The organism is Bradyrhizobium sp. Leo78 (genome assembly GCF_059512425.1).
In genome coordinates, this window is record NZ_JCAMOT010000012.1 from 138,147 (window position 1) to 153,709 (window position 15,563).

Below are 15,563 nucleotides of genomic sequence, written 5' to 3' on the forward strand. Positions count from 1 at the left end.
AGTGATGCGCGGAACGGCCCGAAAAATCTCTATCCCGCGCTGTTTCATTGCCGACCTGATGCGGGCATCGCTCGACATCCCCTTCGTGTCGCTCACGCGCCTCCTCAACATCCGGGACCTGGTGGAAGCTCGCGCGGAGGCGGCCTGTCCGTCCGGCTGGGCGGCGATCTTCGTGAAGGCCTTTGCCCTGGTTGCGAAGGACGAGCCGGCCTTGCGGACGCTCTACGTCAAATGGCCGTGGCCCGGCTTCTACGAGCTGCCACGCAGCGCCGCCACTGTCGCGATCGCCCGTGTCGTGGACGGCGAGGACTGCGTGCTGCCGCAAAAGATCGGCACCCCCGAAATCAAGCCGCTCGCCGAGATCGACGCCCTGATCCACCACGCCAAGGAGGCGCCGGTCGAGGACGTGGCGGCGTTCAGGAAGGCGCTGAGGGCGACCGGGCTGCCGTTGCCGCTGCGCCGCCTGCTCTGGTGGATCGGGCTGAATTCCGGACGCCAGCGCGCCAATTACTTCGGCAGTTTTTCCGTGACGTCGGTGGCGGCCATCGGACCCGGGGAACTGCACGCCGTCACACCGGGGCCGTTCATCCTCAGCTATGGGGTGGAGGAGGACGGGACGATCAGCGTGGTGCTGCGCTGGGACCATCGGATTACTGACGCCGCCCTGGTCGCCCGGACGCTGTGCCGGCTGGAACAGGTCCTGAACACCGAAATAGCAGCGGAACTGCGGGTGAATCGGCAGCAAACCGACCGAGCGGTCCCGGCAATAGCGACGTGACAGCACTAAAAAGCCCCCTCTTTCGTTGACAGGACCGCCATCTTTCCCCTAAAAGCCCCCTGCTCGCGGGCCGGTTTCGGCCCGCGAAGCGTTTCGCGACCCGTGGTTCGTCCTCGAGCTTTCGAGGCGGACCTGTCGGCACCGGCCACATGGCAGGCTGCACAGGAGGGCGCGTCTCCTCAAACCCAACTTTGACCTGAAGAGGACCGCGATGACAAAGCGCAGTGAGGCGAAATACAAGATCGATCGCCGCATGGGCCAGAATATCTGGGGCCGCCCGAAGAGCCCTGTGAACCGCCGCGAATACGGCCCCGGCCAGCACGGCCAGCGCCGCAAGGGCAAGCTCTCCGACTTCGGCGTGCAGCTCCGCGCCAAGCAGAAGCTTAAAGGTTATTACGCCAATATTTCCGAGCGCCAGTTCCATGGCATCTACGTCGAAGCCGGCCGCCTGAAGGGCGACACCGGTGAGAACCTGATCGGCCTGCTCGAGCGCCGTCTCGACACCGTCGTGTACCGCGCCAAGTTCGTGCCCACGATGTTCGCCGCCCGCCAGTTCATCAACCACGGCCACGTCAAGGTGAACGGCCGCCGCGTCAACATCGGCAGCTACCGCCTCAAGCTCGGCGACGTGATCGAGGTCAAGGAAGCTTCCAAGCAGCTCGTGACCGTGCTGGAAGCCTCGCAGCTTCCCGAGCGCGACGTGCCCGACTTCATCGAGGTCGATCACGGCAAGATGACCGCGAAGTTCATCCGCATTCCCGGCCTGTCCGACGTGCCGTTCCCGGTGCAGATGGAGCCGCATCTGATCGTCGAATTCTATTCGCGCTGATCGGACACAGATTTACAGATATCAAAGGCCCCGGTTCGCCGGGGCCTTTTTGTTTGGGCGCCAAATTGGTGTTATAGTTCCAGCTATGACCCGGTTACTCGAAGAAGCGTTTAGTACCGTTGCCAACTTGCCTGATGCAGAGCAGGACGAACTCGCGCGCGTCATGCTGCAGCTCGCGGGCGTCGATCAGCCGCCTCTTCAGTTGACACCCGAGGAAGAAGCCGATCTCGCGGAAGCTGATGCCGAGATCGCACGCGGCGATCTCGCCTCCGCCGAAGAAGTACGGGCCATGTGGGCGAAGCACGGGCTGTGAATATCCGCTACACGCGTCGTGCGCTTGCGCAGATCGATCAAGTCCTCACATACGTTGAAGCACGATCACTTCAAGGCGCGGTTCATGTTCGACCGGATCGCGGCGCTCGTGGCATTGTTGCGAGAGCATCCCTACGCAGGCCGTGCAACAAGCCGTCCTAACGTCCGTCGCCTTCCGGTGAACCCACATCCTTATCTGATTGATTATCGGGTGACCGCGACCGAAATTATCATTATGCGGTTTCGGCACGCCGCCCGGCGACCGATCGGCTGAATGATTCGCACTGCATTTTGCTGGCACGACGACGTCAAGGAGCAATGAGGAAAGCCATGTCCTACACCCCTGCCCCGCGCGATCCCAAGGCTCCGCCCGTTCGCATCAATCTTTTATCCGACACCCAAACACGTCCCACGCCGGCGATGCGCGAGGCGATGGCGCGGGCTGAGGTCGGCGATGAGCAGATCGGCGACGATCCGAACGTGAATCTGCTCTGCGAGCGCGTTGCCGACCTGCTCGGCAAGGAGGCTGCGGTGTTCATGCCCTCGGGCACGATGTGCAACGTCGCCGCAACGCTCGCTTACTGCCGGCCCGGCGATGAAATCCTGGCGCATGCTACCGCCCATATCATCGCCCGTGAAGGCGGCGCGCATGCCGCGCTCGGCGGCTTCCAGATCACGCCTTTGCCCGGCGACGACGGACAGTTCGCGCCGGAGACGTTCCGCGCGGCGCTGCATCCGCGTTCGCGCTACCAGCCGCCGCAGGTGCTGGTCAGCGTCGAGCAGACCGCCAATATCGGCGGCGGCACGATCTGGAAGAAGGCCGATCTCGACAAGATCGTCGGTATCGCGAAGGCCCACGGGATGGCCACCCACATGGACGGCGCACGGCTGCTCAATGCTACGATCGCCACCGGCATTTCCGCGCGCGACATGGCCGCGGGCTGGGATTCCGCCTGGATCGATTTCTCGAAAGGGCTTGGCGCGCCGGTCGGCGGCGTCATCGCAGGCAGCCGCGATTTCATCGACGAAGTCTGGCGGTGGAAGCAGCGCCTTGGCGGCTCCATGCGCCAGGCCGGCATCTGCGCCGCCGCCTGCATCTACGCGCTCGACCATCACGTCGAACGCCTCGCCGACGATCACGCCAATGCCAGGGCGCTGGCGCGCGGGCTGTCGCAGATCGCGGGCATTGAGGTGCAACAGCCGGAAACCAATCTCGTCTTCTTCAAGCCCGATGGTGCGGGCGTCTCCGGCGACAACATGGTCGCCGAACTAGGCAGACGCGGCGTCCTGCTCGCGATGATGGACGGTCGCATCAGGGCCTGCACACATCTCGACGTGACGGCCGGCATGATCGAAGAAACGGTCAGCTTGGTGCGGGAAATCGTGCGTGGAGCATAGACAGATGATCCCGCGTCATTGCGAGGAGCGCAAGCGACGAAGCAATCCATGCCTCCGCGTGCAGAAAAATGGATTGCTTCGCTTCGCTCGCAATGACGGCGTTCTTCTTCACCGCCCCATTGCCCGATAGATCAGCGCCTTCAACTGCAACTGAATCCGCCCCCACGGCGAGGGCGTCTGCACCATAAAAACAGCGAACATGTCGCCTTCGGGGACCGCGAGCGCCGCCACGAGAACGAGGCGGCGCGAAAAGCTTCAGTTCTCCATCGCTTCATAGACGAGCTGCTTCAGCGTCCGCTGGATGCGTTGCCGCTCGGTCGGCGTCTGCTCCAGGAGCACGAACAACATATCCTGCTTGCGGTCGATCACGAAGTAGCAACCGCTGGCGCCGTCCCATTTCAGTTCGCCCAGCGAGCCCGGTGGTGGCGGCTTTGCGTTGCCAGGATCGGTCCGAACCGCGAGCCCGAGCCCGAAGCCAAAGCCATCGCCGGGAAAATAGAAGTAGTCCCGCCCCACTCCCGAGCCGGGACCGACCTGATCGGTCGTCAGCTGCTTGAATGCCTCGGGGGTCAGATAGGTCCGGCCATCGAAGGTGCCGCCATTGAGCAGCATCTGCGCAAACCGGGAGAAATCCGCCATGGTCGAGACCATGCCGCCGCTGGCAAACTCCATTTTCTTGACAACGGTCGGATCGTTGATGCGGCCGACCCGGAAATCGCTGTCGTTCGGCATCGGGAGCGCCAGCAGCTTCTGCTTCTCCGGATCGGTGACGAGGAAGCGGGTGTCGTTCATGCCGAGCGGATCGAGCAGCTTCTCGCGCTCGATCGCGAGCAGCGGCTTGCCGGACACGATCTCCATGATGCGCGCCAGCACATCGGTGGAGTGGCCGTATTGCCAGAGCGCGCCCGGCTGATTGTGCAGCGGCAGCTTGGCGATCCGCTCGGCGAATTCGGCAAGATCGAAATCGCCGGCATAGAGATTGGAGGATGCATAGGCCTTGCGCACCAGGCTATCGCCATAGAAGCCATAGGTGATGCCGGAGGTGTGGCGCATCAGGTCGAGCACGGTCATCGGCCGGTCCGGCGGCACCAGTTCGAGCGTCTTGCTGCCGTCCTCGTTCTTCTTCTCGACGCCGACTTTCACATTAGCGAAGGACGGGATGTATTTCGCAACCGGATCATCCAGCTTGAACTTGCCCTCTTGAAGGAGCTGCACCGAGACGACGGCGGTGATCGCCTTCGTCATCGAAAACAGGCGGAAGATCGTCTTGTCGGTGATCGGCGCCTTGCTCGCCACGTCCTGCACGCCGAAGGACTGGTGATAGACCGGCTTGCCATGCTGCTGGATCAGGACGATCGCGCCCGGGATTTTTCCGGTCGCCACCTCGTTGTCGAAGAACGCCCCGATCTTCGCAAGCTTGCCCTGGTTGAAATGCGCGCCTGCAGGAATATCGAAGGTTCCTTCCGCAGCAGCGGCAGGCCATGCCACGAGCATCAGCGCGCCTGTCACCAGCAGGCGCAGCAATTTAACTGAATTCATTTGGACCCCTCCCGAATTCGGCAGGGAGTGTAGCGGCGGCGCGTCAACCAGCACAAGGGCCGTCAAGACCGGCCAAAGCCTGCTCATGCGGCCGGGCGCTGGCCTCGGAGAAGCAGCAGAAGATCACCCGGTTGACCGCCGGCGCATAGCTAAGTCCCTCCGCGACCGCCCCAACCGAAATCCCGGCGGCACGGTCGGCGGGGAAGCGATAGACACCAGTCGAAATGGCCGGAAACGCCAATGTGGCAAGCCCGTTCGCCTGACAGAGCTCGAGCGCGCGGCGATAGCAGGAGGCGAGCAATCCATCCTCGCCTTGGCCGCCGCCGTGCCAGACCGGGCCAACGGCGTGGATCACATGCCGGGCGGGAAGCCGATAACCATGTGTGATCTTGGCGTCGCCGGTCGCACAGCCGCGCAAGGAGCGGCACTCGGCGAGCAATTCGGGTCCGGCGGCGCGATGGATCGCTCCATCGACACCGCCTCCACCCAGGAGGGACGAATTGGCCGCGTTGACGATGGCGTCAACGCGTAACGTTGTAATGTCGGCAACGATGACTTCGAGGCACGCGTTGCCGAATTGGCGCGCCATCAGGCTCAGGCGGCGGCGCCGACCGGAACGCCCTTGTCGGCGAAAAGCTGCTGCAGCTCGCCGGCCTGGAACATCTCGCGGATGATGTCGCAGCCGCCGACGAACTCGCCCTTCACGTAGAGCTGGGGAATGGTCGGCCAGTTCGAATAGACCTTGATGCCGTCGCGCAGCTCGGCGGACTCCAGCACGTTCAAGCCCTTATAGCCCACGCCGATGTGGTCGAGGATCTGCACCACCTGGCCGGAGAAACCGCACTGCGGAAATTGCGGCGTGCCCTTCATGAACAGCACGACGTCGTTCGACTTCACTTCGTTGTCGATGAATTGTTCGATGCTCATTTTCGTTTCCCTTTGGGGCTCCGCCCCTTGCGGCATTGCTGGTGGGCCGGCTCGACCCGCTTACCCCGCGACTAGCTATATATGTAGCCCAAACCGTTGTGCATCCAAAGCAAAATGGCGGTGAGCTGGCATGCATGAGGCCCTTTTCGAACGGCGGCCGGGCTCCGGGTCCATAGTCTGACGACACTAATATCATGGCCCCGGGAGGCTTTTTTCCCGAACGGGAGCCCCTATCTAGGACGGACTGTCCGTAGGGAACCAGTTTGGCAGAGCAACGTTCTCTCCAGCATTCGGAGACACCCGTGACGAAACCAGCATCCGCTGCCGCCACCCTTGCCACCCCTTCCCCATCACGCGCTTCTGATTCCGGTCCCCTGTCCCGGGGTCTGGTGGAGGCGTTTCTCGCGGTGCGGGATGAAACCGAACGCCGGGCCGCTCCCCTGTCCGCGGAGGACCAACTGATCCAGTCCATGCCGGACGCGAGCCCGGCAAAGTGGCACCGCGCCCATACCACCTGGTTCTTCGAGCAGTTTCTGCTCGGCGAGCACCAGCACGGCTACAAGCCTTTCCATCCCGATTATGCCTATCTCTTCAATTCCTATTATGTCAGCGCCGGCCCTCGCCATGCCCGCGCCCAGCGCGGTCATCTGACCCGGCCAAGTGCCGATGAAGTCACCGCCTATCGCCGCTATGTCGACGATGCTGTGGTGAAATTCTTCAAGGCTGCGGGTGAGGAGAAGCTGGCCAAGCTGGTCCCGTTGGTCGAGGTCGGACTCAATCACGAACAGCAGCATCAGGAACTGATGTGGACCGACATCCTGCATGCCTTCGCGCAGAACCCGATCCCACCGGCATACGATCCGGCCTGGCGCTTCCCGGCCTCTAACCGCAGCGGCGAGGAATGGGTGACGCTGAACGAGGGCATCCACACCATCGGGCATGCGGGCGACAGCTTTCATTTCGACAATGAAAAGCCGGCGCATCGCGCCCTGGTCGGCCCGGTCAAATTGGCGCGGAATCTCGTGACCAACGCGGAGTGGCTCGCCTTCATCAAGGACGGCGGCTATTCGACAGCGACGCTGTGGCTGATGGACGGTTTTGCAACCGTCGAAAAGGAAGGCTGGGACGCGCCCGGCCACTGGCGCAACGTCGACGGCCAATGGCAGATCATGACCTTGGGCGGACTGCAGCCGATCGATCCGGCAGCTCCGGTCTCCCACGTCAGTTATTACGAGGCCGACGCCTTCGCCCGCTGGGCCGGAAAACACCTGCCGACCGAGATGGAATGGGAGGTCGCCGCGCGCGCCGGGCAGCTCAACGACGCCTTCGGCATCGTCTGGCAGTGGACCCGCTCCTCCTATTCACCCTATCCCGGCTATCGGGCGATCGAGGGCGCGCTCGGCGAGTACAACGGCAAGTTCATGGTCAATCAATTGGTGCTGCGCGGCTCCTCGCTTGCAACTCCGAACGGTCACAGCCGTATCACCTACCGCAACTTCTTTTATCCGCACCACCGCTGGCAATTCACGGGACTACGTCTCGCCCATTACGCCTGATCGGTCCTCAAGCATGATCCGGAAAAGCACATACCGGTTTTCCGAAAAAATCATGCGCAAAAACAACCAAAAATCATAGCGCGCGGGAAGGCGCGTTCAGGAGAGTATCATGAATGTGCATGCCCGCGCTTTAGCCAAGGCCTATGCCTTTGACGAACAGACCGCAGCCTTTGCCGAAGATGTCATCGGACATCTCGCGCAACATCCCAAGCACCTGTCGCCCAAATATTTCTATGACGCGACCGGCTCGGAGCTGTTCGAGCAGATCACGGTGCTGCCGGAATACTACCCGACCCGCACCGAGCTCGGCATCTTGCGCGATCGCGGGGCCGAGATCGCCGCGATCATCCCTGCGGGCGCCGCGCTGGTCGAGTTCGGCGCGGGTGCGACCACCAAGGTGCGCCTGTTGCTCGAGCACTGCGAATTCGGCGCCTACGTGCCCGTCGACATATCAGGCGATTTCCTGAATGCGCAGGCGGAAGGCCTGCGCAAGGACTTTCCCGGCCTGCGCGTTTATCCGGTCGCGGCCGACTTCACCGCCCCGTTCACGCTGCCGGCCGAGATCGCCGGGATGCCGAAAGTCGGCTTCTTCCCGGGATCGACGATCGGCAATTTCGAGCCGCACGAAGCCACCGATCTCCTGCGCACCGCGCGTGAAATCTTAGGTGCGGGCGCGCAGATGATCATCGGCGTCGACCTCGAGAAAGACGAGCGCGTGCTGTACAACGCCTATAATGATTCAGCCGGCGTCACGGCGCGCTTCAATCTGAATGTGCTGGTGCGGATCAACCGCGAGCTCGGCGGCAATTTCGATCTCTCCGCCTTCTCCCATCGCTCGATCTACAACCGCGACCGCCACCGGATCGAGATGCACCTGATCAGCCGCAAGGCGCAGAGCGTACGGGTCCTCGGCAACACCTTTTCGTTCCGTCCCGGCGAGAGCATTCACACCGAGAACAGCTACAAATATTCGCTGGAACGGTTCACGGAGCTGGCCCGAAGCTCGGGCTGGACGGTGCGGCAGTCCTGGACCGACGCGGCAAAGATGTTCTCGGTTCACGCGCTGGTCGCTTCGGAATGAGATTCCGAAGCCGAGCGCAGCGACACCGATTCCCACACCGCGACCACGATCATGATCGCGGTCGTGAGGAGCGAGAGCCATAGCGGCGACAGCTCGCTTCCGAACCAGCCCACCGCGAGCAGAGCGAGGATGCCGACGATGTGGGAGAGCTGCAGAAAGCCCCGAATCGAGAGCTTGAACAGGATCGTCCCGACCAGGAACAGAAGCGGGCCGCCGATCGTGCTCAAGATTGTCTTGAGATCGGAATGACCGCTGGGATGCTTCAGCACCAACTCGTCCGACACCGCCGTCAGGATGATGCCGGCGACGATCGGCATGTGCAGATAGGTGTAGGCAAGGCGCGCCAGTTTCCCTGATTCGGCCGATGTCGAGATCAGTTCTGAGCCGGCCTCGGCGCCCTTGTGGAAATAGATCCACCACATCGCGATGCTGGCGACCAGGGAGGACACGAAGGCCAGCACGATCTCGGTGGTCCAGCTCAGTTCGGCAAAGGTCGCTCCGTTGACGACAACAGCCTCGCCGAGCGCGATGATGATGAAAAGGGCGCAGCGCTCGGCCATATGGCCGCCTTCGACCGCCCAAGCCTCAAGCGAGGACGGCCCCAACCCCGGGATCCAGAACCGCGCTGCCGGCGAGACATATTCGATCACGACCGCGATGATCCACAGCCATAGCCTCGACTCACCCTCGGCAAGGCCGCCGAGGATCCAGAACACCGCGGACGTGGAGAGCCAGGCCAGGATGCGGATGGCATTGTGGCGCACCGCCGTCCAGTGGTGCGGGGTCGAGAGGAACCAGAATGCGGTACGACCGACCTGCATCACCACATAGGCGATGGCGAACCACAGGCCGCGGCCTTCAAAGGCCGTCGGAATCGTGGTCGACAGCACGAGGCCGCCGAGCATCATCAGGAACAAGAGGATGCGGACCGGCGTCAGTTCCGGATTGAGCCAGTTGGTTACCCAGGCCGTGAAGACCCAGACCCACCAGACCGCGAGGAACAGCAGCGTGACCTGGACCGCGCCGATCGGCGTGAAATGATGCAGCAGCGTGTGCGAGATCTGCGTGACCGCGAACACGAACACCAGATCGAAGAACAGTTCGACATAGGTGACGCGGCTGTGCTGATGTGGCACGACGACGCGAAACATCGCGCCGCGTCGGTTCTCCGCAGCCATCGGTGCCCCCTACAGCATGCTCAAACAAAGAGATGAGGTCATGATCCGATTCCGTCCAATCGGATCATGATCTAACGAGATGATCAGGCCTCGGGCCCGCCAGGCACCCCGGTCTGCAGCGCCAATGCGTGCAGTATGCCGCCCATCTGTCCCTTGAGAGACTGGTAGACGATCTGGTGCTGCTGGACACGGGACTTGCCGCGGAAAGATTCCGAGATCACCGTTGCCGCGTAATGGTCGCCGTCTCCGGCCAGGTCGCGGATCGTCACCACGGCATCGGGAATGGCTGCCTTGATCATGGATTCGATATCGCGGGCGTCCATCGGCATCCCAGTACACCTCCATTTCGACGTTCAAATCGCGGCCGGCATGGCCGGCCACACGGAGCAAAACCTAGCGATTGCGCTCTTCTAGCTCATCCTATCAGCCACTATATACCGCTTCCAATCGTTTTAGCTGCATCATTCGGTCACAACGAACTGACCAAAAAAGGCGCAGAATCATGAAACTCCCAGGTCCCGACCATCCGATCACGATTGCCTCCAATCCCAAGCGCATCCGCGTCCGGGCGGGGGACGTCGTCATCGCCGACTCCACCCATGCGCTGACCCTGAAGGAAGCCAGCTATCCTGCCGTGCAATACATCCCGCGGGAAGACGCCAACATGGCCCTGCTCTCCCGGACCGAGCGGACCACACATTGCCCCTACAAGGGCGATGCGAACTATTTCAGCATCAATGCCAACGGCAAGACGCTGGAGAATTCGATCTGGACCTATGAGACGCCCTTCCCGGCGATGAAGGAAATCGCCGGTCACCTGGCGTTCTATCCGGACAAGGTCACGATCGAGGAAGTGGCGTAAGCGCGGAAGACAAGGTCTCGTCATGGCCGGGCCTGACCCGGCCATCCACCACGCTGCCGCTTCCCCGGCAAGAGGACGTGGATGCCCAGGCGAGCCCCGGGGCATGACGACGACGCTGCTCAATACTACGCCCTGAATATCGTGAGCCCGAGTATCAGGAGCACCAGGAAGATCACGACAAAAATATAGAACAATACCCGCGCGATATCGGCGGAGGCTGCCGATATGCCAGTGAAGCCGAGCAAGCCGGCTATAATCGACACCACAAGAAAAATCAGCGCCCATTTCAGTAACGTCATCGCCCTCTTCTCCAGCTATTTCGCGGGGGTAACCTCGGGCGATAGCGCGAGTTCCAAAGCAGTGAGGCGGCGAATTGATCGCCGCCCCGCTTGACCCTGCAAGCTTCCTCTACCGTTCGATGGACCCGGAAGAACCGGACGGAATGGCATCGTCTTCCGGGATGCCGTTCGGCGGCAGACCGGTCCCGGCTGCACCTGGCGATGTGCTGCGCGTGCCTGGCTGGTGCAGGGATGGATTCGTGGTGGACGTTCCGCCGGTGCCCATTCCGGTGGTGGAGCTCGACTGCCCGCCGGGCGCCGCCGAGATGCCGGCCGATCCCGGGTTGGTAGGTGTGGCCGCCGGTGGAGGCGTGCTGCCACCGGCCTGCTGCGCTGCCCCGGTGCCGCCGCCGCCTGGAGCTTGCGCGAAGGCGGCCGATGACACCGTCATCAATGACATCGCGATGACGACCGATAGATGCAATTTGTGTCGCATGATAACTCTCCGCGTTGCATGCGGCCGCACCAACGTGCCGTGAATCGCCTCGTTCCGTTGTTTCGGCGACCGTGCAATCACATCGACGTTTCCGGATTGCAGCGATTGGGCCTTGCCCAATCCGGTTCCGGATTGCAACATCACCACCGATCACCTCTGAGAGGGGGGCGCATATGAGCTCGATCTCCCACACCATGGCGACCGCGGAAGCTCACGCTGCACCGAAAGCAAAAGCGCGCAACGCCGCGCTCGATCGTACCCGCACGTTCCTGACGCTGGTCGTGCTGCTGCATCACTCGGTGATTCCCTATACGTATTTCGGACACACCGATCCCAAGTACTCGATCGTTTTCGACATGATCGTGCTCGCCACCGACAGCTTCTTCATGGCGATGTTCTTCTTCCTGTCGGGACTGTTCGTGTGGCCGGGCCTGTCTCGGAAGGGGCCGGTGCAATACTTGCTCGATCGCCTGGTTCGACTTGGCCTGCCCTTCGTGATCTGCGCGTTCACGCTCATTCCGCTGGCCTACTACTCCTTTGCGCTGCGTCAAACTCCGGATCTGAGCTTCTCCGAGTTCTGGTGGAAAACAATCACCGTCGGGCCGTGGCCGAGCGGCCCGATCTGGTTTCTCTGGATCTTGCTCGCCTTCGACCTCGTTGCGAGCGCGGCGTATCTGCTGTCACCCAAAATCATCGATCCGATCAATCGCCTGTCGCTGCAGGGGCGCGAACGGCCCACCCTGTTCTTCGTGGTCATGCTCGCGGTCACTGCCGTGCTCTACATTCCGGGGCGCGTTCACTTTGGGGCAGGGAGCTGGTTCGAGTTCGGACCGTTCTCGGTCCAGCACGGCCGCGTGCTGCTCTATGCGACCTACTTCTTTTTCGGTGCAGGCATAGGCGCCATGTATTTGGATCGCGGTCTGCTGGCTGCAGACGGCCGGCTTGCGAAGAGTAGCTGGGGCTGGGCGGTCGTGGCGCTGGTTCCGTATTGCCTGATGTGGGTGCTGATTTACATCAAGCGCGAAATCCTGGGCAATCCGGTACGTCTGCCGGACTGGTATGAGGCGACCTACGGTCTCTTCTTCGCTTCCTTCAGCGTCGCCATCATGTTCGTGATCCTGGCCTATTTCCTGCGATTCAAACAATCCGGCCGGAGCATCCTCGATCCGATGCAGCCTGATGCCTATGGCATGTTCCTGGTGCACTATCCGATCGTGCTCTGGCTGCAATATTGGATGTTTGATTTCAATTGGCCGGCGATCGTGAAGGCGGCCATCGCGTTTGTGCTGACGGTGCTGCTGAGCTGGGCGGCGACGGCGGGCTTGCGGAAGATTCCAGGCGCGAAGCACGTGTTGTGACGCCGCCCTCTCCGCCGTCATTGCGAGGAGCGACAGCAACGAAGCAATCCATAGCTCCACAAGTGGCGACATGGATTGCTTCGCTCCGCTCGCAATGACAGCGGATAGAACGCGGCGCCCCTACGCCGCCTTGCCGCTCATATAGGCCGGCAACCAGCGCTCGAACGCTTCGTTCAGCGTCGTGATCGCCACCGGCGTTTCGCCTACGATTGAGATCGCGTCGCCGCCGGTGGTGCCGATGCGCGCGCACGGCATGCCGCAACCCCGCATCTTCGCAAGCACACGGCCGGCGTCAGCCTCCGGTACGGTAACGATATAGCGCGCCTGATCTTCGCCGAACCAGTAGGCGTGCGGCACCAGCGCCGTCGGTGCTGCCAACAACCGCGCGCCGATGCCGCTTGCGATCGCCATCTCGGCGAGCGCGATCAACAGCCCGCCGTCGGAGATGTCATGCACCGCGGTCGCGGTACCACCGTGGATCATCCCGCGCACGACATCGCCGTTACGCTTCTCGGCGGCGAGATCGATCGGCGGCGGTGCGCCCTCCTCGCGGCCGCAGATGTCGCGCAGATAGACGGACTGGCCGAGCCAGCCATGGGTCTCGCCGATCAAGAGGATCGCCTCGCCTTCCGCCTTGAACGCGAGCGTCGCGGACTTGGCGAAATCGTCGAGCACGCCGACACCACCGATCGAGGGCGTCGGCAGAATGGCGCGGCCGTTGGTCTCGTTGTAGAGCGAGACGTTGCCGGAAACGACCGGGAAGTCCAGCGCGCGGCAAGCTTCGGAAATGCCCTGCAGGCAGCCGACGAACTGGCCCATGATCTCGGGCCGCTCAGGATTGCCGAAATTGAGATTGTCGGTGATCGCGAGCGGCTTGCCGCCCACCGCGGTGATGTTGCGCCAGGCTTCCGCCACTGCCTGCTTGCCGCCCTGATAAGGATCGGCCTCGCAATAGCGCGGCGTCACGTCGACCGTCATCGCAAGCCCCTTCGGCCCATCCTGCACGCGGACAACAGCCGCATCGCCGCCGGGGCGCTGCACGGTGTTGCCCAGGATGACGTGATCGTATTGCTCCCACACCCAGCGCTTCGAGCACAGCTCGGGCGTGCCAATCAGCTTCTCCAGCGCCTGCGGAATGCCAAGCGGCGCCTCGACGTCGCGCGCATGGATCACGGGCTGCGCGGCGGAAGCCGTGTGCGGGCGGTCGTAGACCGGCGCCTCGTCGCCAAGCTCCTTGATCGGCAGATCCGCCATGACGTCGCCGCCATGCTTGACAACGAACCGCTTGGTCGGCGTGGTGTAGCCGACCACCGCGAAATCGAGGCCCCATTTGCGGAAGATCGCCTCGGCTTCCTGCTCCTTCTCGGGCTTGAGGACCATGAGCATGCGCTCCTGGCTTTCCGAGAGCATCATCTCGTAGGCGCTCATGCCGGTCTCGCGTGTCGGCACCGCGTCGAGATCGAGATCGACGCCGAGATCGCCCTTGGCGCCCATCTCGACCGCCGAGCAGGTGAGCCCCGCCGCGCCCATGTCCTGGATCGCGATCACGCAGCCCTTTTCCATGATCTCGAGGCAGGCCTCGAGCAACAGCTTCTCCGCGAAGGGATCGCCGACCTGCACGGTCGGCCGCTTCTCCTCGGAATTGTCGTCGAACTCGGCCGAGGCCATCGAGGCGCCATGGATGCCGTCGCGGCCGGTCTTCGAGCCGAGATAGACGATCGGCATGTTCACGCCGGAGGCCGCCGCATAGAAGATCTTGTCGGCGTCAGCGAGACCGACCGCCATCGCATTGACCAGGATGTTGCCGTCATAGCGGGTGTGGAAGCGAACCTGCCCGCCGACCGTCGGCACGCCGAAGGAATTGCCGTAGCCGCCGACCCCGGCGACCACGCCCGAGACGAGATGGCGCGTCTTCGGATGCTCCGGCGCGCCAAAGCTCAGCGCATTGAGGCAGGCGAGGGGCCGCGCACCCATCGTGAACACATCGCGTAAAATGCCACCGACGCCAGTGGTCGCGCCCTGATAGGGTTCGATATAGCTCGGGTGGTTGTGGCTCTCCATCTTGAAGACCACGGCCTGGCCGTCGCCGATGTCGATCACGCCGGCATTCTCGCCGGGCCCCTGGATCACCCATGGCGCTTTCGTGGGCAGTCCGCGCAGATGGATGCGCGAGGACTTGTACGAGCAATGCTCGTTCCACATCGCCGAGAAGATTCCGAGCTCGGTGAAGCTCGGCACCCGCCCGATCAATTTCAGGATGCGCTCATACTCGTCAGGCTTGAGCCCGTGGGCGGCGACGAGTTCGGGGGTGATCTGGGGCTCGTTCATGGGTCCCTTATTAGGTAGATCGGCGGTGCGGGCAAAGGCCTTTTATGGCGCTTTTCCGCCCTGTCCAGAGCTTTGCGGCGGCGGGCCGCGGGCTGACGAATTTGCACAAACGGACAGGATCGGATTTAAGGACCGGAACTCAATTTTGAAAGCCTGCCAGCGTGAACGAGCTCTCCAAGACTGCATTCCTCCGCCGCCCCGACCTGCATGTCGCGACCGAGGGCGAATTCAAGGGCTGGCGCACCTGGATCCGGGACAGTTTCGAGAGCCATATCGGCCCGTTCTGGCACCGGATGGATGAGAACGGCCGCGTGCAGTGCGCGTTCCGGGTGGAGAAAAAGCATCTCAACGGCATGCGCAACGTCCATGGCGGCTGCTTCATGGCCTTTGCGGACTACTGCCTGTTCGCGATCGCCTCGGCCGAATTGGAAGGCCCGGGCGTGACGGTGGCATTCTCCTGCGAATTCCTCGACGCGGCACGCGAGGGCGAATTGGTCGAATGCGTGGGCGAAGTGACCCGCGCGGGCGGTTCGCTGATCTTCCTGCGCGGCATGCTGAAAACGGGTGAGCGCTCGCTGTTCACCTTCTCCGGGACGATCAAGCGGGTGAAGCTGAAGGCGCCGCTTGAGGCCAGCGCATAGCT

18 protein-coding genes are annotated in these 15,563 nt (G+C 62.7%); 10 read left to right on the top strand and 8 right to left on the bottom strand.

What is annotated here, in order from left to right; translation table 11 throughout:
• The first annotated feature begins 4 nt into the window (after window positions 1-4).
• From AC5ZG1_RS17975 to AC5ZG1_RS17995, 5 genes are all read left to right on the top strand, one after another.
• Window positions 5-778: an acyltransferase gene (locus tag AC5ZG1_RS17975; protein ID WP_496133639.1), complete on the top strand. Its 774-nt coding sequence runs from the start codon at window positions 5-7 to the stop codon at window positions 776-778.
• 211 nt (window positions 779-989) lie between these two features.
• Complete coding sequence (rpsD, locus tag AC5ZG1_RS17980; protein ID WP_130226225.1) at window positions 990-1,607, top strand: 30S ribosomal protein S4; 618 nt, start codon at window positions 990-992, stop codon at window positions 1,605-1,607.
• An 85-nt stretch (window positions 1,608-1,692) separates the two neighbouring features.
• Window positions 1,693-1,920, top strand: a complete 228-nt coding sequence (locus AC5ZG1_RS17985) for a hypothetical protein (RefSeq protein ID WP_130226224.1) — start codon at window positions 1,693-1,695, stop codon at window positions 1,918-1,920.
• A gap of 84 nt (window positions 1,921-2,004) precedes the next feature.
• Complete coding sequence (locus AC5ZG1_RS17990; RefSeq protein WP_349645080.1) at window positions 2,005-2,193, top strand: type II toxin-antitoxin system RelE/ParE family toxin; 189 nt, start codon at window positions 2,005-2,007, stop codon at window positions 2,191-2,193.
• Window positions 2,194-2,249: 56 nt separating this feature from the next.
• Entirely contained in the window at window positions 2,250-3,317 is a 1,068-nt protein-coding gene (locus tag AC5ZG1_RS17995) for a threonine aldolase family protein (protein ID WP_496133640.1), read from the top strand.
• A gap of 255 nt (window positions 3,318-3,572) precedes the next feature.
• Here AC5ZG1_RS17995 and AC5ZG1_RS18000 read toward each other — a convergent pair whose 3' ends face one another.
• Genes AC5ZG1_RS18000 through grxD form a run of 3 tightly spaced genes read right to left on the bottom strand, consistent with a single transcriptional unit; the run spans window position 3,573 to window position 5,783 of the window.
• Window positions 3,573-4,856 carry a serine hydrolase domain-containing protein gene (locus tag AC5ZG1_RS18000; protein WP_496133641.1) on the bottom strand — a complete coding sequence of 428 codons (1,284 nt, stop codon included), beginning with the start codon at window positions 4,854-4,856 and terminating at the stop codon, window positions 3,573-3,575.
• 43 nt (window positions 4,857-4,899) lie between these two features.
• Window positions 4,900-5,445, bottom strand: coding sequence for an O-acetyl-ADP-ribose deacetylase (locus AC5ZG1_RS18005; protein ID WP_496133642.1), 546 nt, complete (start codon window positions 5,443-5,445; stop codon window positions 4,900-4,902).
• 5 nt (window positions 5,446-5,450) lie between these two features.
• Entirely contained in the window at window positions 5,451-5,783 is a 333-nt protein-coding gene (gene grxD, locus AC5ZG1_RS18010; protein WP_028166390.1) for a Grx4 family monothiol glutaredoxin, read from the bottom strand.
• 302 nt (window positions 5,784-6,085) lie between these two features.
• On the opposite strand from grxD, the gene egtB reads away from it, so the two are divergent.
• Together egtB and egtD are read left to right on the top strand one after the other, a co-directional pair.
• Window positions 6,086-7,339, top strand: a complete 1,254-nt coding sequence (gene egtB / locus AC5ZG1_RS18015; protein WP_130226220.1) for an ergothioneine biosynthesis protein EgtB — start codon at window positions 6,086-6,088, stop codon at window positions 7,337-7,339.
• A gap of 109 nt (window positions 7,340-7,448) precedes the next feature.
• Window positions 7,449-8,420: an L-histidine N(alpha)-methyltransferase gene (gene egtD / locus AC5ZG1_RS18020; RefSeq protein ID WP_456644456.1), complete on the top strand. Its 972-nt coding sequence runs from the start codon at window positions 7,449-7,451 to the stop codon at window positions 8,418-8,420.
• Here egtD and AC5ZG1_RS18025 read toward each other — a convergent pair.
• Both AC5ZG1_RS18025 and AC5ZG1_RS18030 read right to left on the bottom strand, forming a co-directional pair.
• Window positions 8,396-9,598 carry a low temperature requirement protein A gene (locus AC5ZG1_RS18025; RefSeq protein WP_496133643.1) on the bottom strand — a complete coding sequence of 401 codons (1,203 nt, stop codon included), beginning with the start codon at window positions 9,596-9,598 and terminating at the stop codon, window positions 8,396-8,398. The two genes, egtD and AC5ZG1_RS18025, sit on opposite strands and share 25 nt — an antisense overlap.
• A gap of 83 nt (window positions 9,599-9,681) precedes the next feature.
• Window positions 9,682-9,927: a BolA/IbaG family iron-sulfur metabolism protein gene (locus tag AC5ZG1_RS18030; RefSeq protein WP_028166386.1), complete on the bottom strand. Its 246-nt coding sequence runs from the start codon at window positions 9,925-9,927 to the stop codon at window positions 9,682-9,684.
• A gap of 173 nt (window positions 9,928-10,100) precedes the next feature.
• Here AC5ZG1_RS18030 and AC5ZG1_RS18035 point away from each other — a divergent pair, with 173 nt between their 5' ends.
• Window positions 10,101-10,460, top strand: a complete 360-nt coding sequence (locus AC5ZG1_RS18035) for a DUF427 domain-containing protein (protein WP_456644457.1) — start codon at window positions 10,101-10,103, stop codon at window positions 10,458-10,460.
• Window positions 10,461-10,585: 125 nt separating this feature from the next.
• Here AC5ZG1_RS18035 and AC5ZG1_RS18040 read toward each other — a convergent pair whose 3' ends face one another.
• Complete coding sequence (locus AC5ZG1_RS18040) at window positions 10,586-10,759, bottom strand: DUF1328 domain-containing protein (RefSeq protein WP_028166384.1); 174 nt, start codon at window positions 10,757-10,759, stop codon at window positions 10,586-10,588.
• Window positions 10,760-10,868: 109 nt separating this feature from the next.
• On the bottom strand, window positions 10,869-11,234 hold the full coding sequence (locus AC5ZG1_RS18045; RefSeq protein ID WP_456644458.1) for a hypothetical protein: 366 nt from the start codon (window positions 11,232-11,234) through the stop codon (window positions 10,869-10,871).
• Window positions 11,235-11,407: 173 nt separating this feature from the next.
• On the opposite strand from AC5ZG1_RS18045, the gene AC5ZG1_RS18050 reads away from it, so the two are divergent.
• On the top strand, window positions 11,408-12,592 hold the full coding sequence (locus AC5ZG1_RS18050) for an acyltransferase family protein (RefSeq protein ID WP_496133644.1): 1,185 nt from the start codon (window positions 11,408-11,410) through the stop codon (window positions 12,590-12,592).
• A 120-nt stretch (window positions 12,593-12,712) separates the two neighbouring features.
• On the opposite strand, the gene purL is transcribed toward AC5ZG1_RS18050, so the two are convergent.
• Window positions 12,713-14,920 carry a phosphoribosylformylglycinamidine synthase subunit PurL gene (gene purL, locus AC5ZG1_RS18055; RefSeq protein WP_496133645.1) on the bottom strand — a complete coding sequence of 736 codons (2,208 nt, stop codon included), beginning with the start codon at window positions 14,918-14,920 and terminating at the stop codon, window positions 12,713-12,715.
• Window positions 14,921-15,081: 161 nt separating this feature from the next.
• On the opposite strand from purL, the gene AC5ZG1_RS18060 reads away from it, so the two are divergent.
• Entirely contained in the window at window positions 15,082-15,561 is a 480-nt protein-coding gene (locus AC5ZG1_RS18060) for a PaaI family thioesterase (protein WP_496133646.1), read from the top strand.
• The last annotated feature ends 2 nt before the right edge of the window (window positions 15,562-15,563 follow it).

Bases quoted from the DNA above. Each gene is read 5' to 3' on its own strand.
- AC5ZG1_RS17975 (WP_496133639.1), top strand. From the start codon at position 5: ATGCGCGGAACGGCCCGAAAAATCTCTATCCCGCGCTGTTTCATTGCC.
- rpsD (WP_130226225.1), top strand. From the start codon at position 990: ATGACAAAGCGCAGTGAGGCGAAATACAAGATCGATCGCCGCATGGGC.
- AC5ZG1_RS17985 (WP_130226224.1), top strand. From the start codon at position 1,693: ATGACCCGGTTACTCGAAGAAGCGTTTAGTACCGTTGCCAACTTGCCT.
- AC5ZG1_RS17990 (WP_349645080.1), top strand. From the start codon at position 2,005: ATGTTCGACCGGATCGCGGCGCTCGTGGCATTGTTGCGAGAGCATCCC.
- AC5ZG1_RS17995 (WP_496133640.1), top strand. From the start codon at position 2,250: ATGTCCTACACCCCTGCCCCGCGCGATCCCAAGGCTCCGCCCGTTCGC.
- AC5ZG1_RS18000 (WP_496133641.1), bottom strand. From the start codon at position 4,856: ATGAATTCAGTTAAATTGCTGCGCCTGCTGGTGACAGGCGCGCTGATG.
- AC5ZG1_RS18005 (WP_496133642.1), bottom strand. From the start codon at position 5,445: ATGGCGCGCCAATTCGGCAACGCGTGCCTCGAAGTCATCGTTGCCGAC.
- grxD (WP_028166390.1), bottom strand. From the start codon at position 5,783: ATGAGCATCGAACAATTCATCGACAACGAAGTGAAGTCGAACGACGTC.
- egtD (WP_456644456.1), top strand. From the start codon at position 7,449: ATGAATGTGCATGCCCGCGCTTTAGCCAAGGCCTATGCCTTTGACGAA.
- AC5ZG1_RS18025 (WP_496133643.1), bottom strand. From the start codon at position 9,598: ATGGCTGCGGAGAACCGACGCGGCGCGATGTTTCGCGTCGTCGTGCCA.
- AC5ZG1_RS18030 (WP_028166386.1), bottom strand. From the start codon at position 9,927: ATGCCGATGGACGCCCGCGATATCGAATCCATGATCAAGGCAGCCATT.
- AC5ZG1_RS18035 (WP_456644457.1), top strand. From the start codon at position 10,101: ATGAAACTCCCAGGTCCCGACCATCCGATCACGATTGCCTCCAATCCC.
- AC5ZG1_RS18040 (WP_028166384.1), bottom strand. From the start codon at position 10,759: ATGACGTTACTGAAATGGGCGCTGATTTTTCTTGTGGTGTCGATTATA.
- AC5ZG1_RS18045 (WP_456644458.1), bottom strand. From the start codon at position 11,234: ATGCGACACAAATTGCATCTATCGGTCGTCATCGCGATGTCATTGATG.
- AC5ZG1_RS18050 (WP_496133644.1), top strand. From the start codon at position 11,408: ATGAGCTCGATCTCCCACACCATGGCGACCGCGGAAGCTCACGCTGCA.
- purL (WP_496133645.1), bottom strand. From the start codon at position 14,920: ATGAACGAGCCCCAGATCACCCCCGAACTCGTCGCCGCCCACGGGCTC.